16 protein-coding genes are annotated in these 20387 nt (G+C 34.2%); 5 read left to right on the top strand and 11 right to left on the bottom strand.

From position 1 onward, the window contains the following. Positions 1-213: 213 nt before the first annotated feature. Together ACXGSQ_RS01720 and ACXGSQ_RS01715 are read right to left on the bottom strand one after the other, a co-directional pair. Complete coding sequence (locus ACXGSQ_RS01720) at positions 214-2511, bottom strand: inorganic phosphate transporter (protein WP_458627928.1); 2298 nt, start codon at positions 2509-2511, stop codon at positions 214-216. Between the two features lie 77 nt (positions 2512-2588). Then, positions 2589-3797 carry a porin gene (locus ACXGSQ_RS01715; RefSeq protein WP_458627927.1) on the bottom strand — a complete coding sequence of 403 codons (1209 nt, stop codon included), beginning with the start codon at positions 3795-3797 and terminating at the stop codon, positions 2589-2591. 380 nt (positions 3798-4177) lie between these two features. On the opposite strand from ACXGSQ_RS01715, the gene ACXGSQ_RS01710 reads away from it, so the two are divergent. Then, positions 4178-4537, top strand: a complete 360-nt coding sequence (locus tag ACXGSQ_RS01710) for a toxin-antitoxin system YwqK family antitoxin (RefSeq protein WP_458627926.1) — start codon at positions 4178-4180, stop codon at positions 4535-4537. 72 nt (positions 4538-4609) lie between these two features. Here ACXGSQ_RS01710 and ACXGSQ_RS01705 read toward each other — a convergent pair whose 3' ends face one another. Together ACXGSQ_RS01705 and ACXGSQ_RS01700 are read right to left on the bottom strand one after the other, a co-directional pair. Further along, on the bottom strand, positions 4610-7435 hold the full coding sequence (locus ACXGSQ_RS01705) for a TonB-dependent receptor (protein ID WP_458627925.1): 2826 nt from the start codon (positions 7433-7435) through the stop codon (positions 4610-4612). Between the two features lie 74 nt (positions 7436-7509). Next, positions 7510-8733: a hypothetical protein gene (locus ACXGSQ_RS01700; protein WP_458627924.1), complete on the bottom strand. Its 1224-nt coding sequence runs from the start codon at positions 8731-8733 to the stop codon at positions 7510-7512. A gap of 234 nt (positions 8734-8967) precedes the next feature. On the opposite strand from ACXGSQ_RS01700, the gene ACXGSQ_RS01695 reads away from it, so the two are divergent. After that, positions 8968-10308, top strand: coding sequence for a deoxyguanosinetriphosphate triphosphohydrolase (locus tag ACXGSQ_RS01695; RefSeq protein ID WP_458627923.1), 1341 nt, complete (start codon positions 8968-8970; stop codon positions 10306-10308). A gap of 105 nt (positions 10309-10413) precedes the next feature. Then, a complete protein-coding gene (locus ACXGSQ_RS01690) occupies positions 10414-10584 on the top strand; it encodes a hypothetical protein (RefSeq protein WP_458627922.1) in 171 nt (56 codons plus the stop codon). Here ACXGSQ_RS01690 and ACXGSQ_RS01685 read toward each other — a convergent pair. Together ACXGSQ_RS01685 and ACXGSQ_RS01680 are read right to left on the bottom strand one after the other, a co-directional pair. Further along, positions 10558-12342 (bottom strand): 1-deoxy-D-xylulose-5-phosphate synthase, encoded by a 1785-nt coding sequence (locus ACXGSQ_RS01685; RefSeq protein ID WP_458627921.1) that lies wholly within the window; start codon positions 12340-12342, stop codon positions 10558-10560. The two genes, ACXGSQ_RS01690 and ACXGSQ_RS01685, sit on opposite strands and share 27 nt — an antisense overlap. A gap of 22 nt (positions 12343-12364) precedes the next feature. After that, positions 12365-13207 carry an energy transducer TonB gene (locus ACXGSQ_RS01680; RefSeq protein WP_458627920.1) on the bottom strand — a complete coding sequence of 281 codons (843 nt, stop codon included), beginning with the start codon at positions 13205-13207 and terminating at the stop codon, positions 12365-12367. Positions 13208-13286: 79 nt separating this feature from the next. Here ACXGSQ_RS01680 and ACXGSQ_RS01675 point away from each other — a divergent pair, with 79 nt between their 5' ends. Next, the gene (locus tag ACXGSQ_RS01675; protein WP_458627919.1) at positions 13287-13736 is read left to right on the top strand and encodes a nucleoside deaminase; all 450 of its coding nucleotides are present in this window, start codon (positions 13287-13289) and stop codon (positions 13734-13736) included. 36 nt (positions 13737-13772) lie between these two features. Further along, entirely contained in the window at positions 13773-14237 is a 465-nt protein-coding gene (locus ACXGSQ_RS01670; protein ID WP_458627918.1) for a protease complex subunit PrcB family protein, read from the top strand. Positions 14238-14345: 108 nt separating this feature from the next. On the opposite strand, the gene ACXGSQ_RS01665 is transcribed toward ACXGSQ_RS01670, so the two are convergent. The 5 genes from ACXGSQ_RS01665 to aspS all read right to left on the bottom strand — a co-directional run bounded on the left by ACXGSQ_RS01665 (position 14346) and on the right by aspS (position 20381). Continuing rightward, the gene (locus ACXGSQ_RS01665) at positions 14346-14537 is read right to left on the bottom strand and encodes a cold-shock protein (protein WP_020898101.1); all 192 of its coding nucleotides are present in this window, start codon (positions 14535-14537) and stop codon (positions 14346-14348) included. A gap of 112 nt (positions 14538-14649) precedes the next feature. Then, on the bottom strand, positions 14650-14895 hold the full coding sequence (locus ACXGSQ_RS01660) for a hypothetical protein (RefSeq protein ID WP_458627917.1): 246 nt from the start codon (positions 14893-14895) through the stop codon (positions 14650-14652). 21 nt (positions 14896-14916) lie between these two features. Beyond that, on the bottom strand, positions 14917-16731 hold the full coding sequence (locus ACXGSQ_RS01655; RefSeq protein WP_458627916.1) for a chloride channel protein: 1815 nt from the start codon (positions 16729-16731) through the stop codon (positions 14917-14919). 57 nt (positions 16732-16788) lie between these two features. Beyond that, positions 16789-18579, bottom strand: a complete 1791-nt coding sequence (locus ACXGSQ_RS01650; RefSeq protein ID WP_458627915.1) for a chloride channel protein — start codon at positions 18577-18579, stop codon at positions 16789-16791. A 47-nt stretch (positions 18580-18626) separates the two neighbouring features. Beyond that, entirely contained in the window at positions 18627-20381 is a 1755-nt protein-coding gene (gene aspS, locus ACXGSQ_RS01645) for an aspartate--tRNA ligase (RefSeq protein ID WP_458627914.1), read from the bottom strand. Positions 20382-20387: the final 6 nt, after the last annotated feature.

Below are 20387 nucleotides of genomic sequence, written 5' to 3'. Positions count from 1 at the left end.
AAGGGCGGTTTTTGGATGTTGAATGTTAAATTTTATTACAAATACTATGACATTTAAAACTTCTGAAAAGGGACGGTTTCCGTTGCTGTTTTTCTAAACCTAATATAACATGTTGAAATTGTAGGGTTTAATTTTTGATTTAGTCCATAAAAAAAGCTTCAAATCTTATAGGGACTTGAAGCTTTTAAATGCTTATTAAAATAAATAGATTGTCTATTCTTCTTCTGTATGAATTGTTGCAGGCTCAACAGAGCTGTCATGTGCATTATAGTATTCTTCTAATAAATTCATGACTGCGGTTAACAAATCTTTAGTTTCTAGAAGTAAACTAAAATAAAGCGTAGTGTTTTTAGGACTCGACTCTTCTGTACGTGTTCTAGCGACTTGTTTCGCAATTTTATCAGTGACTAAATCAAAGACGTCTTTTTTACCTTTAATAATGGTTCCAATTTTCTCAAAAGAATGCGAATCGAATGCTTCTTTAGTCTTATTGAAAAGATCTTCAAGGGCTAAATCAATTTCCTTTAATTCTTTAATCTGACTAAATTTAAGCTTCTTATGGTTATTGTTAATATGCTTATGACTAGTTTTAGAAATGTATTCTAAAGATTGGGTCATATCTTGTAAATAGCCTAAGATATTGATGTAAAAACTACTCGCTCTTAAACTTGTTTCGTCTAGGTTCTTAATAAAGTAGAAGATATGGTCTCTTAAATTATCGACTTCTTCAGAGAGCTTATTAACTTGTTTTTTATTCTTTTTAAGTAAGTTTAAATCTTGTTTTGCTAAGCCTTCAATAGCATTAGTGTAAATGCGGTTTCCACGTTTTACAACGTTAGCAATATTACTAGCGCTTTCAATGATAACTCCTTGTACAGAACTACTTCCCGTTTTAGTTAAGCTATCTTCTTCTGCAATGGCATTAGATTTTTTCTTGTGAGATAGATAGTTTCTAATTAATAAACCAAAGGCCGTTAGCAATAAAATAGGAAACATAACATGAAGGTTCAGGTTTAATAAATAAGCCACTAAAGCTGCTGCAGTAAATGCACTAAATGCAGTAAAGAACCAACCACCAATAACATTGATTACACCTGCAACTCTGTACACAGCACTTTCTGCTCCCCAAGCTCTATCGGCTAAAGATGTACCCATAGCCACCATAAACGTTACATATGTCGTTGATAATGGTAATTTGTATGACGTTGCAATAGAAATTAAGACGGCTGCCACCATTAAGTTGACTGCAGCTCTAACCATATCAAAAGCTGGAAGATCTGCTGTTTTTACTTTTTTAGAAACCACTTGGGGTTCAAATTGTTTATCTATTTTTTGTTGCCATGTGTTTGGTAAGATATAGGCTGACATTTGAGACATTAACATTGCGCTTCTTACAAAACCACGTGATAAAAAGTTAGGTTGAAATCGTTCTTCTGTTTCTCCTTGGCTAGAAAGATCTAATGATGTTTTAACTACTTTTTTTGCTTTTGAAGAAAACCATAAGGTTAATACCATAATCATTCCTGCAGCAAATAATAACCAATTGTTTGTTGGTACTTTTTCAGCAAGTACGGCCATTGGAAATTTATCTGCAGCTAATCCAGAAGCTACCCAAGCTTCAAAGGCATTAAATGCCGCAACAGGAACTCCAATAAAGTTAACTAAATCGTTTCCTGCAAAAGCTAGTGCTAGGGCAAAGGTTCCTACAATGATAATTAACTTATAGATGTTGGTCTTTAAAAAGGTAATTAACGCAAACGCTAATACAGACCAAAAAATAGAACTTGCAGCTAATATGGATAAGACATTGTGTTCTAGGAAATCTTTCATGGTTACACCACCTAACACATCGTAATTGTTATTAGCGTAAGAAGTGCCTTTTAATCCTTTTATAAAAATAAAATAGGTAATTGCGGTTAAGGCAAGTCCACCAAAAATGGCACCAACCCAGTTTGCTTTTTGTTCAAAATTATAAGACAGTAATAATCTTGCAAACCATTGTACTAGGGCACCAATAGAGAAGGCGACGACGACAGACAGCAGTATTCCTAAAATAATTTCTGTTGCTTTAGAGGTGTTGATATAGTTAATAACATCAGAGAATGACCCATTGGCATGACCAATTTTTATCAATGCCATAGCTACAGAAGCTCCAAGTAATTCAAATACGATAGATACTGTAGTAGAGGTGGGCATCCCTATAGTATTAAAGAAGTCTAATAGTAGAATGTCTGTAATCATTACTGCCATGAAAATAATCATGATTTCATTAAACATAAACTCACTAGGATTAAAGATACCTTTACGTGCAACTTCCATCATTCCACTAGAGAATATGGCACCAACAGCAACTCCTACACTCGCAATAATCACTACGGTTTTAAAGGAAATAGCTTTAGAGCCAATAGCTGAGTTTAAAAAATTTACAGCATCATTGCTTACACCAACTACTAAATCGGCAATAGCTAAAATCGCTAAAGCAATAATCATTAATAAATAAATATTATCCATAATTTTTAATTAAAATAAGTTTGCAAATATCTTTATACAATTTAATGAGTGTGTTATCTAATTGTTATTCTTTTGATTTAAAAATGAATATCAAAACCAAGTCTAAACGTAATGTTGTCGTCGTTTCCGTCTAAGGTTTTATAACTTAAATCGGATTGAACTTTTAATTTATGACCTACAATGTATTTTGAAGCTCCTAAGGTGTATTGTTTAACAGGGAGTGTATTTGTAACCGACTCGTAATCAACCGTAGTAAAACGTGCTGCTAGTTCATAGTTGGTTTTAAATAAATAACCCGCTTGTAGGTTAACGGCATTTCCGGTAAGTACAATGTCTCCTGTTGGAGTTGTACCATCTATTTCTGTTGCAATTGGATGGCTAGCGCTGCGTTTAGCGTATTCGCCCATAAATGAAAATCCTTTGTATTTAAACATCGCATCTGCGAAAAGAGTCGTTTGGTCCGTTTCGTAAAGTGAATCATCACTTCTAAACATATAATCTCCTAAACCATTTTGGTTTCGTACAGCACTGTCATTATAATTGTAAGTGAATCCAAGCATCAATTTTGGTGTTGTTTCGCGTTTCAAATCCGATTGACTGTATTCTCCTTTAGATTGAAATTCTCCAAAGGGTAAAAACTCTAATCGTGCTGTGTACTGTAAACCTCCTTTATTGCCTTCTGATACATTACGACCTTCACCTTGTGAAATTGCGAATTTTTCACGCATTAAAAAATGGGCGCTCAAATTGGTTGTGTGATGTAATTGAAGCCCTAAATCGCGATCTATATTAAAACAACTGTTAAGTAAAGAGCGGTCTATTAATTGTAAATTTCCAGAAGAAACAATGCGCTCAATATTACCTGGTAATTTTGCTTGTCCGGTCCAGAGTTCCCAGTTGCCTGAAAAATTCCACATAAGTACAGCATCAAAAATATAACGAGGTGTATTTCTGTTGAATTCATTAGCGCCAGATAAATCTCTACTGGAAAGACCAAGTTCTAATTTGTATTTTAATTTAGGGGAATAGGCAAAACCATTAAATTTTAATCGTGCCCTACGAACTATAAAGTTGTAATCTGCATTACCGTATTGATCTCCATCATAATCCCATGAAGAAAGAGCGCGCACCTGAAAACGCGATGCAAATTTTATACTAAATGAGCTATCCTTGGCTACGTAATTAATTATTCCGTTGCCAAATGAAGTGTCGCTAAGGTCTTGCGCTTTTACAGAAGTTAAAACACTTAAAGCAATGATAGCAATAGCGCTAAATGCGAATTTCATTTAAAATATCAGTTTTTGTCGTTGCAAAGAACTTACTTATTTTAAATATATATGTTTCCTTAGTGTTAATTTTAGGTGTAAAAAAAACTGCCTTGGCCAAAGGCAGTCATTAGTATTCATGATAAATAGTCGACAAAAACTAATAGATTATACGAAACTAATTGGTCTTATAAGACAATGGCAAATGTATATAAGTCGTTTAATGGCACTGTAATCTTAGTATTAAGTAATTATTAATATTTGGTGCTATATGGTTTGTGTTACATTGTTGATAGATAGTTGTTTAGTATTCTTATGTAAACTTAATGTTAAGGAATTGTTGTTTAAATGTTAACTATTCTTTATATTTGAGTAATATAAATTTTTTAATACCCAAAATTATGAGCAAAAATGTTTTAATGTTGTTCGCTTTTTTAATCGGTATGGTTTCTTTTGCTCAGCAAGAGCGGGAACTAAAGCTTAATGAAGACACCAATTTAATTGATGTAACTTATTTTCACGACAATGGAGTAGTGAGCCAAACAGGTTCTTATACTTTAGATGGTAAATTACAAGGTGAGTGGTTGAGCTTTACTATGGATGGTAATAAGAGTGCTTCAGCAAATTATGATAATGGGAAAAAAGTCGGCAAATGGTTTTATTGGACAGATAAAACTTTAAAAGAAGTAGATTATACAAACAATGCTATTGTTAGTGTTGTAGAATGGTCTAAGGATAGAGCTTTGGTCTCTAGAGATTAGATTCATTAGTTAAATAAATAAGAAAAGAGCTGTAATATTTTTACAGCTCTTTTTTATAACATGTATTGAATTTTATAAATTCATACTATAGCCTAAGCTAAACGTGGTGCCCGGGTTTCTTGAGGAAAAATTAGCAGTAACATCTCCATAAGATTCATACTGACTTAATCGGTCGTCATTTAAAATGTTATCTATTTTCAAGCTTATTTTAGAACGGTCATCTTTTCCAAAACGTTTTGATAGATTGAAATTTAAACTATTGAAGGATTGTGTGTATACATCAGGATTTTGACCAAAACCAACGACTTCTAAGGTTTTTCCTTGAACATTGTAAAAAAGTCCAGTTTCAAAACCAGAATCGGTGTTATTGTAATTAAGACCCACATTGACTAAAAATGGGGATTGGCCTTGTAATTCACGTGTATCGTCAATCGTCTCACCATTTCTTGCAAATTGTTGTCTAGATTCATATTCCTGACCTTCTCCTTTTGCCATTTCAATTTCAGATTTGATAATAGAAACATTGACGTTTAAACTTAAGTCAGTTAAAGATTCTGAAATAAACTTAAAGTTTTTACGACCTTCAAACTCCAGCCCTAAGACTTGCGCTTCTGGTGAATTTCTAGGTGTAAATTGATTAGGAGCAACGTAAGAATAAGCTACTAATTCAATAGGGTCTTTAAATCTTTTGTAAAAAGCACTTACGGCAAACATCTGTGCGTTCTCTCCAAAGAATTCATACCTCGCATCAAAATTATTAATGTAAGAAGGCTGTAAATCAATATTTCCTAAAAAGATAAGTCCCGTTAATAAATCTGAAATTTGTACCACTGAAGACTCTTTAAAACTAGGCCTTGCTACCGTACGGAAATAAGATAAACGAATATTAGATTTTTCATTAGCTTCATAGATAAAGTTCGCTGAAGGAAATAGATCTAATTCATCTATAGTTTGTTCGTTATCATAAATTTGAGTACCCGAATTGTTTTGTCCTGTAAAAAACGTTGTAAAGTATTCAGCACGTAAACCAACGATAGATTTTAATTTCTCTGTGATCTTAAATTCATTAGATATATAAGCAGCTAAAGTGTTTTGTGTAGATTCATAAGAGTTTGCTGGTTCAAAGTTTCCACGGATATAAGAACCAGAATTCGTTTCAGGTGTCCAAATATTATTGGGATCTAAAATCGCATTAGGATCTCCGTTCAAATCTGAAGTCGTTACTGCTCTAAAGGCAACTTCATATTTATAAATGTCATAATTACGTTGCTTATAACTTCCTAAAGCTCCAAATTTAAGAGCCGCTTGGTTGTCAAATAAATCGTACTTCTTTGTGAAATCGACCTTTGCCGTCGCATTAAATTCTTCTAAGTCTCTCCATAAACGTTGTGGAAATCCAGCATCAGAACTAATACTTGTGGATCCATCATTGTTCAAAATAAAAGTGGTTAATCTTACGTCTTTATCATAAACACGACTAAAGCTAGGTGATACTTTCCATTCTGTAACGAAATCATTTTCGATATCGTTATGCTGACCACCAATTAAAAAGTTGGTTAAAGAACGTTGGGTATATTCTAAGTTGTCTTTATCGACATCAATATCATTAGATATTTCTGTGTTTTGAGTAAATAAAGCTGCTCTGCTCTCTCCACTTTGTATGTGTAAGACATTAAAATTGTATTTAGCGTTATCGGTTTTATAAGATAAGCCTACTAATCCGCTTAACAAGACGTTATTTTCTCCTAAATCACCAATTTGTCTACGGTCAAATCGTAATGCCTTAATACTACGGTCTTCATTTTTCTGATAAACTTCGTTTTCAAAACCTTCGTAAAACAAGGTTTCATTTTTGTAATTTAATGAAGCAATTAAACCTAATCGATTCTCTCCAACATCAAATTGGTTGCCATAATTAAAACCAAAGCTAAAGTTTGGTAAGCTTGTTTCGCGCTCCGCAGCTAAGGTGCTATTAAATGAACGTGTAATGCCTTCTAAACTAGAGTTGTTACCCGACGCCGGATTTGGAATTTTAGTAGACGATGATATAGGTAAATCTCTATCCCCGCTATCAAAACCCAAAAAATCTGTTCCGCTCCCTTCGTAAGTGACATAATTAGAATTAAAAGTCATATCCGGATTATAGCTTGTAGAAAGTGAAAAGCTCATGGCTTTTTTTGAAGGGAAATCTTTAGTGATAATATCTACAACACCTCCCGTAAAATCTGCAGGTAAATCGGCAGATCCTGATTTTATGACAATGATATTTTCTAAAATATTAGTTGGAAACACATCCATTTGAACAGTATTTTTATCCGGATCCAACCCTGGAATATCCATTCCATTTAATATCGACTTGGTATAGCGATCTCCTAAGCCCCTAACATAAACAAATTTACCGTTTTGAACAGAAACACCAGGAACACTTTTTATGGCAGATGCAATATCACTAGCTCCAGCCTTTTTTATGCTTTCTATGGAAAGGCCATCAAGTAAAACAGCAGAATTACGTTGAAGATTTAATACCGATTCTTCGGTATTTCTACGAGCAGATGTTGTTATTACCACCTCACTTAATGCCGCTGAAGATGGATTTAAAGTAACATTGACTTCTACGACTTTGTTTGCTTCGATTTTAACATCTGTAATAGCTTTTGTTTCATAGCCAACAAAGGAATATACTAAAGTGTAAACGCCTTCATCTAATGTTAATTTATATGTACCATCAAAATCTGTAGTAGTACCTGTTGCGGTATTTTTAACGACAACGTTAGCAAAAGGAAGTACATCGTTAAACTCGCCGTCAAAAATTTTACCTGTTACAGTTCCGGTTTGTTGTGCTGCTACGAAAGAAAAGGATAATACGATTGCAAAAAAAAGAGATACGGATTTAATCATTTTTAATATGATTTTAAAATATACAAAATGTCCGAAAGTTATTTCCGGACATTTTGAGAATTATGTTTGTTAATTTAGAATGCGTTTTGAGACGCTGCATAAGTCCAGCCAAATACACTTGTGTTCGCTCCGGTTGTCGCTTCTGTTTCAGTTATAGCAGAAGCATTATCAGTGAATTTTTCTTGGTTGGCATCAGCTTGAATGATATCAGCTAAAGCAACACCTGTAGGTAAAACAATTTCCCAGTTAGAAAACGATATTCTATCATTTGCAAATTCCGTATGTGAGTCATCACCACTAATTCTTACTGTAGATTCAGTTCCGAAGTTGTAAACTAATATGTTGTTTAAGTTTACAATTAAACCATCTCTACAATCTGCGATATAGCTAGACGTTGAAGCATCACCAATTAAAGTAATATTACTCATGGTATAACCATCTTCTGTTGCCTCAGATCCTTCAGGACCATCTAATTCTAATGCGCTACCAGATTCACTTCCTTGAATAACTAAGGCGTTATTTACAGATCCTGACCAAGCTTGATCCGCATCTAAACCATCATCACCATTACCCCAGGTGATTAAGTTTGTTGCGTTTACAGTTCCACCGAACCACTCAAAACCATCATCTTGGTTCGCAACAACTTCAATATGATCGATTGTCGTTCCGTTACCAACTCCACCCATGGTAACACCGTTAATTTCATTGTCAGAACCAATAGTGATACCACCATGTCTTACAGAAATGTATTTGTAAATACCAGAGTTGTCATTGGCATCTGTACCACCATACTGACCATAAGGCTCAGTTGCAGGAATACCTTCAATTTGTGCCGTTTCAACATCTCCACTGACCGAGATTGGTGCACGACCTAAAATGATTAATCCACCCCAAAGACCAGTATCGTTTTGGTTAAGGCTTGTTCCTGTGTTTTGCCCAAAAGTAATGTTGTCTAATTCAGAGGTCATTATAATTGGTGCACTAGCTGTTCCGTTAGCAATTATTTTTCCTCCTTGGTCAACAACTAAAGCAGAAGCTAATGATTCTTGTCCTTCAGCACCTTTAATAATAGTACCAGCTTCGATAGTTAAAGTAACACCATCGTTTACAACGACTTTTCCATTTAATTGATAAATGTTGTTTGATGTCCATGTTTCATCTTCAGTTAGAATACCTGATTTCTGAATCAATTCATTAGTGTCTCCACCATCATCAGTGTTGTTATCATCATCACTACTACAGTTAAATGCGATAAGCGAAAATGTAAGTAAGAAAAATAAGTTTTTAATTGTTTTCATTTTGTTTTTGTTCATTAAATGTTATGCTGCAAAGAAACTCTGATTAGCGTTCTTGTAGGTTATATGAAAATTAAAGATTCGTGACTAAAAGGTTAGGTGATTGTTAGCTTAATATTATGTAGATTTATATTCTGGAAACAATTAGATAACATTAAAATTTATAACATCTATATAAGCTTTAAGTAATCAATTGTATAGCAATTTATATATCTTGCATCTTCTAAGAATTAAACTATGAACTGGGAACAGCTACTCTCCTTAAAGCGTTACGGAGATACCAATAAAAGACTAAGAAAAGAACAAGATGAAACTCGTTTAGGGTTTGAGGTAGATTATGACCGTATTATATTCTCCTCAGAATTTAGAGGACTTCAAGACAAAACCCAAGTGGTGCCTTTGTCTAAAACCGATTTTGTCCACACACGTTTAACGCATAGTTTAGAAGTAAGTGTTGTGGGACGTTCTTTGGGAAGAAGAGTAGGGCAGTTGTTGTTGAAAAAACATCCACACTTAGAAAATGTTCACGGCTATAAAATTAATGATTTTGGGGCTATTGTTGCAGCAGCAGCGTTGGCACACGACATTGGTAATCCTCCGTTTGGCCATTCTGGAGAAAAAGCAATTGGTGCCTATTTTAAAGAAGGCAAGGGTGCTACATTTAAAAAGTACTTAACTGAAAAAGAGTATCAAGATTTATGTGATTTTGAAGGTAATGCCAATGGCTTTAAGATTCTCACGGAAAGTAGAGAGGGTAGAGAAGGTGGTTTAAGATTAAGTTATGCCACTTTAGGAGCTTTTATGAAGTATCCAAAAGAATCATTGCCTAAAAAACCATCAGATCATATTGTAGATAAAAAATATGGCTTTTTTCAAAGTGAAAAAGCAATGTTTGAAACCATAGCATTGGAGTTGGGCTTAACCAAACGAAGTGATGAATATGTAACTTATCAACGACATCCATTAGCGTTTTTGGTGGAAGCCGCTGATGATATTTGCTATACTATTATCGATTTTGAAGATGGCATCAACTTAGGCTTAATTGAAGAAGAATATGCTTTAGAGTACTTAATTAACTTGGTGAGAGGGAGTATTAAAACCGAAAATTATAGTGCTTTAAAAACCACAGAAGATCGGGTGAGCTACTTACGAGCCTTAGCTATTGGGCGCTTAATTAATGAAGCGGCTTCGCTATTTATGAAGCACGAAGAGGCTATTTTGGCGGGTAAATTTGAAACCGCTTTATTAGATGTTAGTCAGTATAAAGCACAAATCAAGGATATTATTAATATTAGTATAAAAAATGTGTATCGCTCTAAAGAAGTTATTAATAAAGAAATCGCTGGATATAAAATTCTAAATCAATTATTAGAATCTTTTGGAGATATGGCACTGCATTATTATGAGAACAACATGTCTAATTATGATGCGTTGTTATATAGCACATTGCCAGAAACATTAAAACTCAGTAATGAATCGTTATATGAAAATCTGTTAGCAATGTGTTTATATATATCGAAATTATCAGATACAAATGCCATGTTATTGCATAAAAAACTGCAAGGTCAGATCTTATAATTTCAAATGAAATAGAATAGGGTAGTGTATTTCAGCGAATAAATTTGTTTTTTATCGATATTTTGTTTTCTTTTACTTCAGAATCAACCCATTAAATACCTACTTATGAAGAATAATATACTTGGAGGGCTAGTCATTTTCTTAGTTGTTGTAACGTGTTTACTTCTCTTGGATGATATTACAAGCGAAAGTTTAGAGCAAACAAGCTATGAAACGATGAAGACTGAACAAGTTGAAAATCAGTCGGATTTAGCTATTCTTGAGATTGAGGAGTAAATCTTCTAGGGTTTTCTTAATTGCTGGTGCATCCAATTGTTGTAACTGCATAAGTTGTTGAACCGTTCCATGCTCAATAAATTGGTCTTTAATGCCTAAGACTTTGATGTTTTGATTGTAGTGATGCGTATTCGCAAAGGCTAGAATTGCACTCCCAAAACCACCGACTATAGTGCCATCTTCAACAGTCAGTATAGCATCGTGGTTCTTAAAGATCTCATGTAACAAAGGGACATCAAGAGGCTTAACAAATTGCATGTCGTAATGACTAATAGCATCATGTTGTGCTATGGTTGAAATAGCCTCTTCAATTGTTTTTGCTAAGGTTCCAATAGAAAGTACCGCAATCTGACTCCCTTCTTTTAAACAGATACCTTTTCCAATTTCTATAGCTTTAAATGGTTGTTTCCAATCTAATAAATGACCACGCCCTCTAGGATAACGAATAGCCAATGGAAAGTCTATTCCTAACTGAGCAGTGTACATTATATTTCTAAGAGCTATGGCATCTCGTGGTGCAAAAATAACCAGATTAGGAATACAATTTAGGTATGCTAAGTCAAATACGCCATGATGTGTAGCTCCATCTTCACCCACTAATCCAGCACGATCTAAACAAAGGATAACGGGTAAATTTTGTAAAGCTACATCGTGTATGATTTGGTCGTAAGCACGTTGTAAAAAGGTGGAGTAAATATTACAAAACGGAATAAGGCCTTGCGTTGCCATTCCGGCTGCAAGGGTTACAGCGTGTTGTTCTGCAATACCAACATCAAAAGCACGGTCAGGAAGGGTGTCCATCATATACTTTAAAGAACTACCCGTAGGCATAGCTGGCGTAATGCCCACAATGTTGTCATTTTTTAAAGCCAGTTCTACAATGGTTTTACCAAACACATCTTGAAATTTAGGTGGCTGCTTCAACTGAGATTTAATAGGAAGTTCTCCTGTTTTTGCATCAAACTTTCCTGGAGCATGGTATTTGACCTGGTCTAATTCAGCTTGTTTTAAACCTTTTCCTTTGGTGGTAATAATATGTAAGAATTTCGGACCTTTTATCGTTTGTAATCGTTTTAATTCTGAAAGTAATAATGGTAAATCATGACCATCAATAGGTCCTGAATAATTAAAGTTTAAGGCTTCAAAAATATTGTCTTGCTTTTCAGTGCCTTTTTTGACGTTAGTCAAATATTGTTTTAAGGCTCCAACACTAGGATCTATACCAATGGCATTATCGTTTAAGATGACGAGTAAATTAGCATCTGTAACTCCAGCATGGTTTAAGCCTTCAAAAGCCATTCCACTAGCAATAGAGGCATCTCCTATCACGGCAATATGGTGTTTGTTTTCACCTTTTAGTTGTGAGGCAATTGCCATTCCTAAAGCTGCCGAAATTGAGGTTGATGAATGTCCAACACCAAAAGCATCATATATACTTTCACTGCGTTTAGGAAAACCGCTTATACCATTGAGTTGTCTATTGGTATCAAAAACGTCCTTTCTTCCCGTTAAGATTTTATGTCCATAAGCTTGGTGACCTACATCCCAAATGAGTTGATCTTTTGGAGTGTTGAAGACATAATGCAAGGCAATAGTTAATTCTACAACTCCCAAACTTGCCCCTAAATGACCTTCTTTTGTAGCGACGATATTAATAATAAAGCGTCGCAATTCTTGGGCGAGTTGAGGTAAGTTTTCAGGCTTTAGTTGGCGTAAATCTTCAGGAAGATTGATATGTTTTAACAATGCTGTTTTCACCTTGTAAAAATACGAGATTTTATTAATCTTCGATTACAAAAACGATAGGTAAGGTATGTATTGTTGCAATATTTACGCCGTTCTGTTTTCCTGGGGTAAATTGTGGTAACAAATTAATTACTCTTAAAGCCTCTTTTTCTAAAGAAGAGTGCGTAGAAGATTGAACTTTGACATCTGTAATAAATCCGTTTTCATTAATTTTAAATTGGGTAAAAATTCTATGCTTTCCTATTATTCCCAGTTTTTTAGCAATTTCAATATTAAAGTTTTTCTTAATTATGTCGGTAACTTTGCGAGATAAATAGTTCTTTTTTTCTGAAGGAGATAAATTATCTGGAGTATTTTTAAATTCAGGAGGGGTGTCTGTAATCAAAAATCCAATTACAATTTCATCTTGAGATGGCAGGATTATTTCACCAACAATTTCTGGGATTTCAGTTACCTCATCTGTTAAAATTGAATCAGTATGAAACGTTTTGTTCTCTATAGAATCTAAAGTGTTGGTAATTTTTACAGCATCAATTTTCTTTATATTTCCATTTCCATCGGAACAATTGAATAGCGATGTTCCCATTGCAATTAATAGGGCTAAAAGAAATAGTTTATGAAAACTCCTTTGTTGCTGAATGATGTGTTGTGGAATTTCAATGCGAATCTGTTCTAGTTGAGATGCTTTAATACGTCCACAAATGTTTGTACCAGTATTTACGGCCAAATAATTTTGAATTTCTTCTTGTGGCATTTGTGTAAAATCAATTACAGATTTTGAGCACGATTGGCAAAAGCGTCCTTGCTTATTCCTTGTCATTTTAGACCAATCTTCGCGGCATGGTTTTGGAATTGAAATGGAGTCATGTGGTTTCATAAGGTTGGCCTTTGTTTTTAGATATCAAATTTCTTGCCGCAATGATTTAGAATAATTTTGAAATCGTATTTTTACAACTATGATAAACCCATTTGACGATACTTACTTTATGAAAAAGGCCCTCCAGGAAGCAGAGAAGGCTTATGAAAAAGGAGAAATACCAGTTGGTGCAGTTATTGTAGTAGAAGATAGAATTATTGCACGAACACATAACCTTACAGAACTTTTAAATGATGTAACAGCACATGCCGAAATGCAAGCGATTACCTCTGCAGCCAATTTTTTAGGTGGAAAATATCTGAATAAATGCACCTTGTACGTTACCTTAGAGCCTTGCCAGATGTGTGCAGGAGCCTTGTATTGGAGTCAGATTTCTAAAATAGTTTATGGGGCATCAGACGAGCAAAGAGGTTTTAAAACGATGGGAGCACAATTACATCCAAAGACGGAAGTGGTTAGTGGTATATTGGCTGAAGAAGCAGCATCACTAATGAAACGCTTTTTTATTGAAAAACGGAACTTAAATTAATTGGCGTAAATTTTAGACTTTAAATCAATACTTATTATGAAAACACAGACACTAATTATATTATCATTACTATTTGTTTTTAGTTGTAAATGCCATAAGATGGATCAAAATAATGCAAAAATGACGACTGTAGAACCTGTTTTAATTTCAAAAGGTAACCTTTATGGTTCAGGATCCGAAGGGATTGCTAAGCAAAACACTATCATTGAAACTCAGAGGGATTGGGAGCGTTTAATGGAGCAAATGAATAGTGTAAATAATGTTTCAGAACATTTTACAGAAACAAAAATTGACTTTTCAAAATATGCAGTTATTGCTGTGTTTAATGATGTAAAAGGCAGTGGAGGATATGCCATAGACTTAGATATTTCTAAAACGTCTGAAAAGATGTTAGTGACAGTAAAACATTCGAGTCCTAAGGGGAAAGCAACCAGTGTATTGACACAGCCTTATTATATTGTAAAGATTGCAAAACAAGATTTACCAATAGTGTTTCAATAGGCTTTTTAGTGTCCTTTTTGCGAACTTGATATTGCTTCATTTTATTGAGGATAAAGCAAAAAAAACGCCCAACCATTGGTTGAGCGTTGAAACTTGTAAGATATATACTTAAAGCACTTGCACGTTGGCAGCTACTAAACCTTTTCTTCCTTCTTCTTCGTCGTACTCTACGGTGTCACCTTCGCGTAATTCTACGCCATTAAGGTTTGATACGTGTACGAAGATGTCTTTTCCTGTTTCTTCGTTGGTAATGAATCCAAATCCTTTTGAATCATTAAAAAATTTAACTGTTCCAGTCATTATAATATAAATAAAAATTAAAGCGTAAAGATAAAATAAAAATAAAACCTCAAGTTAAGAAATTGTTTTTTTTTATTTAAATGCTTCATTATACGTGCACAATATCAATGAATTATTGTTTAGAGTTGCGTTGATTTTCGCGCATTTTATCAAGGTTTTCTTTTGTAAGCATGTAGTCTTTAACGTCTTTGTCTTTCCATCTGTAGTAAGAAAACAATGGAAAAACTACAAAAAATAATCCTAGTACCCCAAAGCCAATGAGTTTTTGAGAATGTTCTAAATCTAGAATTAAACCACTAATGATACTTGTTAGAGAAGCTAAAAAAGCAATAAATGTGATGATTTTTATGGGTTTCATTAAAGGGAGTTTTCAATAAACCTAATAGTAGGTTTGAGATGTAAAGTTAATTAATTCGGTACGATAAGCGGTTAATAGTTTCGATTTTGAAACAAAACCATAATATTTGTTGTCTTTTATAACGGGTAGATTCCATGCTTTTGAATCTTGAAACTTTTTCATGACCGTTTGCATAGCATCCTTTTCATATATAATATAATCTGGAGCTTGATGCATAAAGGTTTCAACAGTCGTAGATTCGTATAAACTTTGGTCAAACATCACAGAGCGAATATCATCTAACAGAATAATACCCACAAGCATAGCGTTAGAATCTGTAACTGGAAATATATTTCGACTCGATTTTGAAACTCCTTTTTTTAGCATTTCACCTAAACTCATTTCTGGATGTAGTGCAATAAAATCTTGTTCTATAACCGAATCTAAGGTCATTACGGTTAGAACACTTTGGTCCTTGTCATGAGTTAATAAATCTCCTCGTTCTGCTAATTCGCGCGTGTATATGGTGTGTTGCATATATGTTTTGGTAATCATATAGGAAATAGCAACTGTTATCATTAGTGGTAAGAATAGAATGTAACCTCCTGTGATTTCTGCAATTAAAAAAATAGCAGTTAATGGTGCATGGATTACTCCTGCAATTAATCCTGCCATACCAATTAATGTAAAATTGGATTCAGAAACATGAAAACCAAAACCAATGTTATTAATTATTTTGGCCACAACATTTCCCAAGGCACTTCCCATTACCATTGTTGGAACAATTACACCTCCTACACCTCCAGCGGCAAAAGTGGTTGTCATTGCTATGGCTTTAAATATGGTAAATCCAATAAGTAATACAATAACAACCCATACGTTATGAACGTATTTATCAAAAGGATTAGACCCTAGGGCATGAAGATAGTTGCCTTCAAATAAGTCTTTAGTAAAACTTAAACCTTCACCATAAAGTGGAGGAATAAAATAAAGCATGATACCGATAGCAATTCCTCCAACTATAAGTTTGGTGAATTTGGATTTAAATCGATCAAAAAAGGTATAGATAGCAAAATACATCTTAGTGAAATATATAGAAGCTATACCGGTACCTAATCCTAAAAGCATATAGAAAGCAGTGTCCTTTGGATTGAACTTTTCGGTGACATTAAAATTAAAAAGTAACTCATCACCCAAAAAGAAATAAGAGGTTAATACAGAAGAGATAGAGGCTATTAATAATGGTAATAACGATGCAAATGTAAGATCTAAGCTAAATATCTCTACAGCAAAAACAATAGCCGCAATTGGTGATTTAAACATGGATGCAACTGCAGCAGCTGTAGCACAAGCGATAAGTAAAGTTCTTGTTTTTTTGTCGACACGTAAAATCCGACTTAAATTAGAGCTCAATGCAGATCCAGAGGTTATTGCAGGTCCTAATAACCCAACGGAACCACCAAATCCAACCGTTAAAGGGGCCGTTATTAATGGATGGTAAATAAGTTTGTAAGACAGTAATCCTTTTTGTCTTAATAAGGAATATAAAAGTGAAGGTATCGCACGTTTTATATATGGAGGAATTGAAGGGTTTAGTGCTTTTCTAAAGATATATCGTGTAAAAAGAAAAACCAAAAAAAGACCAATTACAGGTAATATGAAATACAGCTGATTTTGAGAAAAAATAATACCTTGTTCTAAGCCTGATTGAATAGTATAGGTGATGTTTTTTAGTGTTACCGCAGCAATACCGGTTACTAAACCAACGGCAATACTAAGTATATAGATAAAGTTTTTTTGCGATATATACTTATATCGCAGTAGAAGCAAGTGTTTTATGAAGGGTTTTGTTGGCATCTTTCAAAAAAACGATCAGGTTTCTAAAACCTTTTATGTTAGATAATATGCTATATATTAAGATGTAAAATTAATTAATTCGCGTCGGTAAGCAGTTAATAATTTTGATTTAGAAATAAAACCGACATAAACACCTTTTTTTACAACCGGTAAATTCCAAGCGCTACTATCTTGAAATTTTTTCATAATATCCGTCATTTTATCGTTTTCAATATCAATTACTTCTGGAGGTTTTTGCATCAATTCGCTCGCGTACACTTCATTATATAAGGTTTGATCAAACATTATTGGTCTTAAGTCATCTAATAAAATAATCCCTTTGAGCGTTTTGTTTTTATCGTCTATAACGGGGAAAATGTTTCGGTTAGATTTTATAACCGCTTCCTTAATAATTTCACCTAACATCATATTTGTTGTGATATGAATAAAATTAGTTTCTATAACCTTATTGATATCCATTAAGGTTAATACAGCATGGTCTTTATTATGTGTTATGAGTTCTCCTTTACGTGCTAATTCCATGGTATAAACAGAATGTGAAACAAAGTATTTTGTTATCCCAAATGAAATTGCAGCTGTAATCATTAGAGGTATAAACAAGTCATACCCCCCTGTGAGTTCTGCAATTAAAAATATGGCCGTTAATGGAGCGTGCAATACACCAGCTAATAAACCCGCCATACCTACTAATGTAAAATTACTTTCATTAACAGGAGTGTTAAATAAACCGCAGTGGTTAATTATTTTGGCGATACAATTTCCCATAATACTACCCATAAAAAGGGTAGGTGCAAAAATACCACCAACACCACCTGCACCAAAAGTTAAAGCACTTGCGATAATTTTGAAAAAGACGAGTCCAGCAAGAAGCACAATTACCACCCAAATATTAGATAAATCTAAATTTAGAAAGTTATTGACTAAGGCTTTTTCTGGGTTTCCGGCAATAAGACTATTTATAACATTGAAACCTTCACCATAAAGTGGTGGAATTAAATAAACGAGTATACCAATAGCAATACCACCAACAAGGAGTTTTTTAATTGGTGAGTTTAATTTATCAAAAAACTTTTGAATACGCTCATAAACTTCTGTAAAGTAGATTGAAGTAAACGCCGCACAAATTCCTAAAATAGCATAAAAAGGAACATCAGAAATACTAAAATTATCATCGATTCGAAAGGGTAGTAAAACATCATCTCCTAAGAAAAAATAAGAAGTTAAAATAGCCGAAAGCGATGCTAATAATAACGGAAGCATAGATGCAATGGTTAGATCTAAACTAAAAACTTCAATTGCAAAAATAATAGCAGCAATGGGAGCTTTAAAAATAGAAGATAATGCCCCAGCAGCAGCACAACAAATGAGTAAGGTTTTGGTCTTTTGATTCATTCTAAAAAGCCAAGCAATATTAGACCCAATTGCGGCTCCAGTAGCAACGGCAGGACCTTCCAATCCTACAGAACCACCAAAACCAATCGTTACAGGTGCGGTGAGAACAGACCCAAACATTTGAAATCGTTTTATGATGCCTTTTCGTTTTGCAATGGCATAAAGTGTTGATGGAATACCATGACTTACATGCGCTCTTATGACATACTTCATAATTAAATAAACCAAAGTCAATCCAATAATTGGGAATAGAAAATAAAACGCTTGATGGTAATAATGAACGAAGTTACCTTCTAATAATAGTTGAATATAGTGGGTTAAATTTTTGAGAGCTACCGCACCTAACCCAGAAGTAAAGCCTACTAAAACACTTAGCAAATATATAAATTGCTTATTTGAAATATGTTTTGCTCTCCATATTAAAATCCTCTTAAATAACGGGCGCTTTGTTTGCATGGCTTAGAGCTATTAAAAAATCCTGCAAGAAGCAGGATTAAATAATGTTATGATTTTAAGTTCAGTTTTAAATTTAATTCGTTTAGTTGTTCATCATCAATTGGTGCAGGAGCATCAATCATCACATCTCGACCAGAATTGTTTTTAGGGAAGGCAATAAAATCTCTTATGGTTTCTTGTCCTCCTAAAATAGCAACTAATCTATCTAGACCAAAAGCCAAACCTCCGTGTGGTGGAGCTCCGTATTCAAAGGCATCCATTAAAAAGCCAAATTGTGCTCTGGCATCTTCTTCAGAGAAACCTAAATGTTTTAGCATTATAGCTTGTGTGGCTTTATCGTGAATTCTGATAGACCCTCCACCAATTTCATTACCATTCAAAACTAAATCGTAGGCGTTAGCTTTTACCTCGCCTGGATTAGTGTCTAGTAATTCAATTTGTCCTGGTTTTGGTGACGTAAAGGGGTGGTGCATGGCATGGTAATGCCCTGTTTCTTCATCTAATTCTAATAATGGGAAATCAATAACCCATAATGGAGCAAATACTTTAGGGTCTCTTAATCCTAAACGTGTTGCTAATTCCATTCGTAAGGCACTTAATTGTGCTCTTACTTTATTAGTGTCGCCAGATAATACACAGATTAAATCTCCAGGTTTAGCACCTGTAATTTCAGCCCATTTTGCTAAATCGTCTTGGTCATAAAATTTATCTACGGAAGATTTAAAACTTCCATCGTCATTACAACGCGCGTAGATCATACCTAATGCTCCAACTTGTGGACGTTTTACCCAATCAATTAATTTATCGATTTCTTTTCTTGTGTAACGGTTTCCTCCAGGGACTGCAATACCAATGACTAATTCAGCGTTATTAAATACTCCGAAATCTTTATGTTGTGTCACTGCATTTAATTCCCCAAATTCCATCCCAAAACGAATATCTGGTTTGTCATTTCCATACAAGCGCATGGCATCGTCGTACAACATTCTTGGGAATTTTTCAATTTCAACACCATTCACTTCTTTAAGTAAGTGACGTGTTAAGCCTTCAAAAACATTAAGAATATCTTCTTGCTCAACAAAGGCCATTTCGCAATCTATTTGTGTAAATTCGGGTTGTCTGTCGGCACGTAGATCTTCATCTCTAAAGCACTTTACAATCTGGTAGTATTTATCCATGCCACCAACCATCAATAATTGTTTGAAGGTTTGAGGCGATTGTGGAAGAGCGTAAAATTGGCCTTCGTTCATGCGAGAAGGAACCACAAAATCTCTAGCTCCTTCTGGAGTTGATTTGATTAGGTATGGTGTTTCAACTTCAATAAAACCTTCATTAGAAAGATAATTTCTTACTTCTTGAGCGACTTTAGCTCTAAAAATTAAGCTGTTTTTTACAGGATTACGACGAATATCTAAATAGCGATATTTCATTCTTATGTCGTCTCCTCCATCTGTTTTATCCTCAATAGTAAATGGTGGAACTAAAGCTTTGTTTAAGATGGTTAATTCTGAAACTAATACTTCTATATCTCCAGTTGGAATATTTGGATTTTTAGAAGCACGCTCAATAACGTTTCCTTTTACTTGAATTACAAATTCGCGTCCAAGCTTTTGAGCCTTTTCTATAATAGCTTTAGGTGTGCGTTCTTCATCAAAATAGAGTTGTGTTATACCATAGCGATCACGAAGATCGATATAGATCATAAACCCTTTGTCGCGAACACCTTGAACCCATCCTGAAAGTGTAACTTCTGTATTGCTGTGTGATGCTCTTAATTCACCACAATTGTGACTTCTGTACATAGATTT

The sequence above is a fragment of the Winogradskyella sp. PC D3.3 genome (assembly GCF_054366245.1).
This window is presented reverse-complemented; position numbering and strand designations above follow the sequence as displayed.

Bases quoted from the DNA above. Each gene is read 5' to 3' on its own strand.
- ACXGSQ_RS01720 (WP_458627928.1), bottom strand. From the start codon at position 2,511: ATGGATAATATTTATTTATTAATGATTATTGCTTTAGCGATTTTAGCT.
- ACXGSQ_RS01715 (WP_458627927.1), bottom strand. From the start codon at position 3,797: ATGAAATTCGCATTTAGCGCTATTGCTATCATTGCTTTAAGTGTTTTA.
- ACXGSQ_RS01710 (WP_458627926.1), top strand. From the start codon at position 4,178: ATGAGCAAAAATGTTTTAATGTTGTTCGCTTTTTTAATCGGTATGGTT.
- ACXGSQ_RS01705 (WP_458627925.1), bottom strand. From the start codon at position 7,435: ATGATTAAATCCGTATCTCTTTTTTTTGCAATCGTATTATCCTTTTCT.
- ACXGSQ_RS01700 (WP_458627924.1), bottom strand. From the start codon at position 8,733: ATGAAAACAATTAAAAACTTATTTTTCTTACTTACATTTTCGCTTATC.
- ACXGSQ_RS01695 (WP_458627923.1), top strand. From the start codon at position 8,968: ATGAACTGGGAACAGCTACTCTCCTTAAAGCGTTACGGAGATACCAAT.
- ACXGSQ_RS01690 (WP_458627922.1), top strand. From the start codon at position 10,414: ATGAAGAATAATATACTTGGAGGGCTAGTCATTTTCTTAGTTGTTGTA.
- ACXGSQ_RS01680 (WP_458627920.1), bottom strand. From the start codon at position 13,207: ATGAAACCACATGACTCCATTTCAATTCCAAAACCATGCCGCGAAGAT.
- ACXGSQ_RS01675 (WP_458627919.1), top strand. From the start codon at position 13,287: ATGATAAACCCATTTGACGATACTTACTTTATGAAAAAGGCCCTCCAG.
- ACXGSQ_RS01670 (WP_458627918.1), top strand. From the start codon at position 13,773: ATGAAAACACAGACACTAATTATATTATCATTACTATTTGTTTTTAGT.
- ACXGSQ_RS01665 (WP_020898101.1), bottom strand. From the start codon at position 14,537: ATGACTGGAACAGTTAAATTTTTTAATGATTCAAAAGGATTTGGATTC.
- ACXGSQ_RS01660 (WP_458627917.1), bottom strand. From the start codon at position 14,895: ATGAAACCCATAAAAATCATCACATTTATTGCTTTTTTAGCTTCTCTA.
- ACXGSQ_RS01655 (WP_458627916.1), bottom strand. From the start codon at position 16,731: ATGCCAACAAAACCCTTCATAAAACACTTGCTTCTACTGCGATATAAG.
- ACXGSQ_RS01650 (WP_458627915.1), bottom strand. From the start codon at position 18,579: ATGCAAACAAAGCGCCCGTTATTTAAGAGGATTTTAATATGGAGAGCA.
- aspS (WP_458627914.1), bottom strand. From the start codon at position 20,381: ATGTACAGAAGTCACAATTGTGGTGAATTAAGAGCATCACACAGCAAT.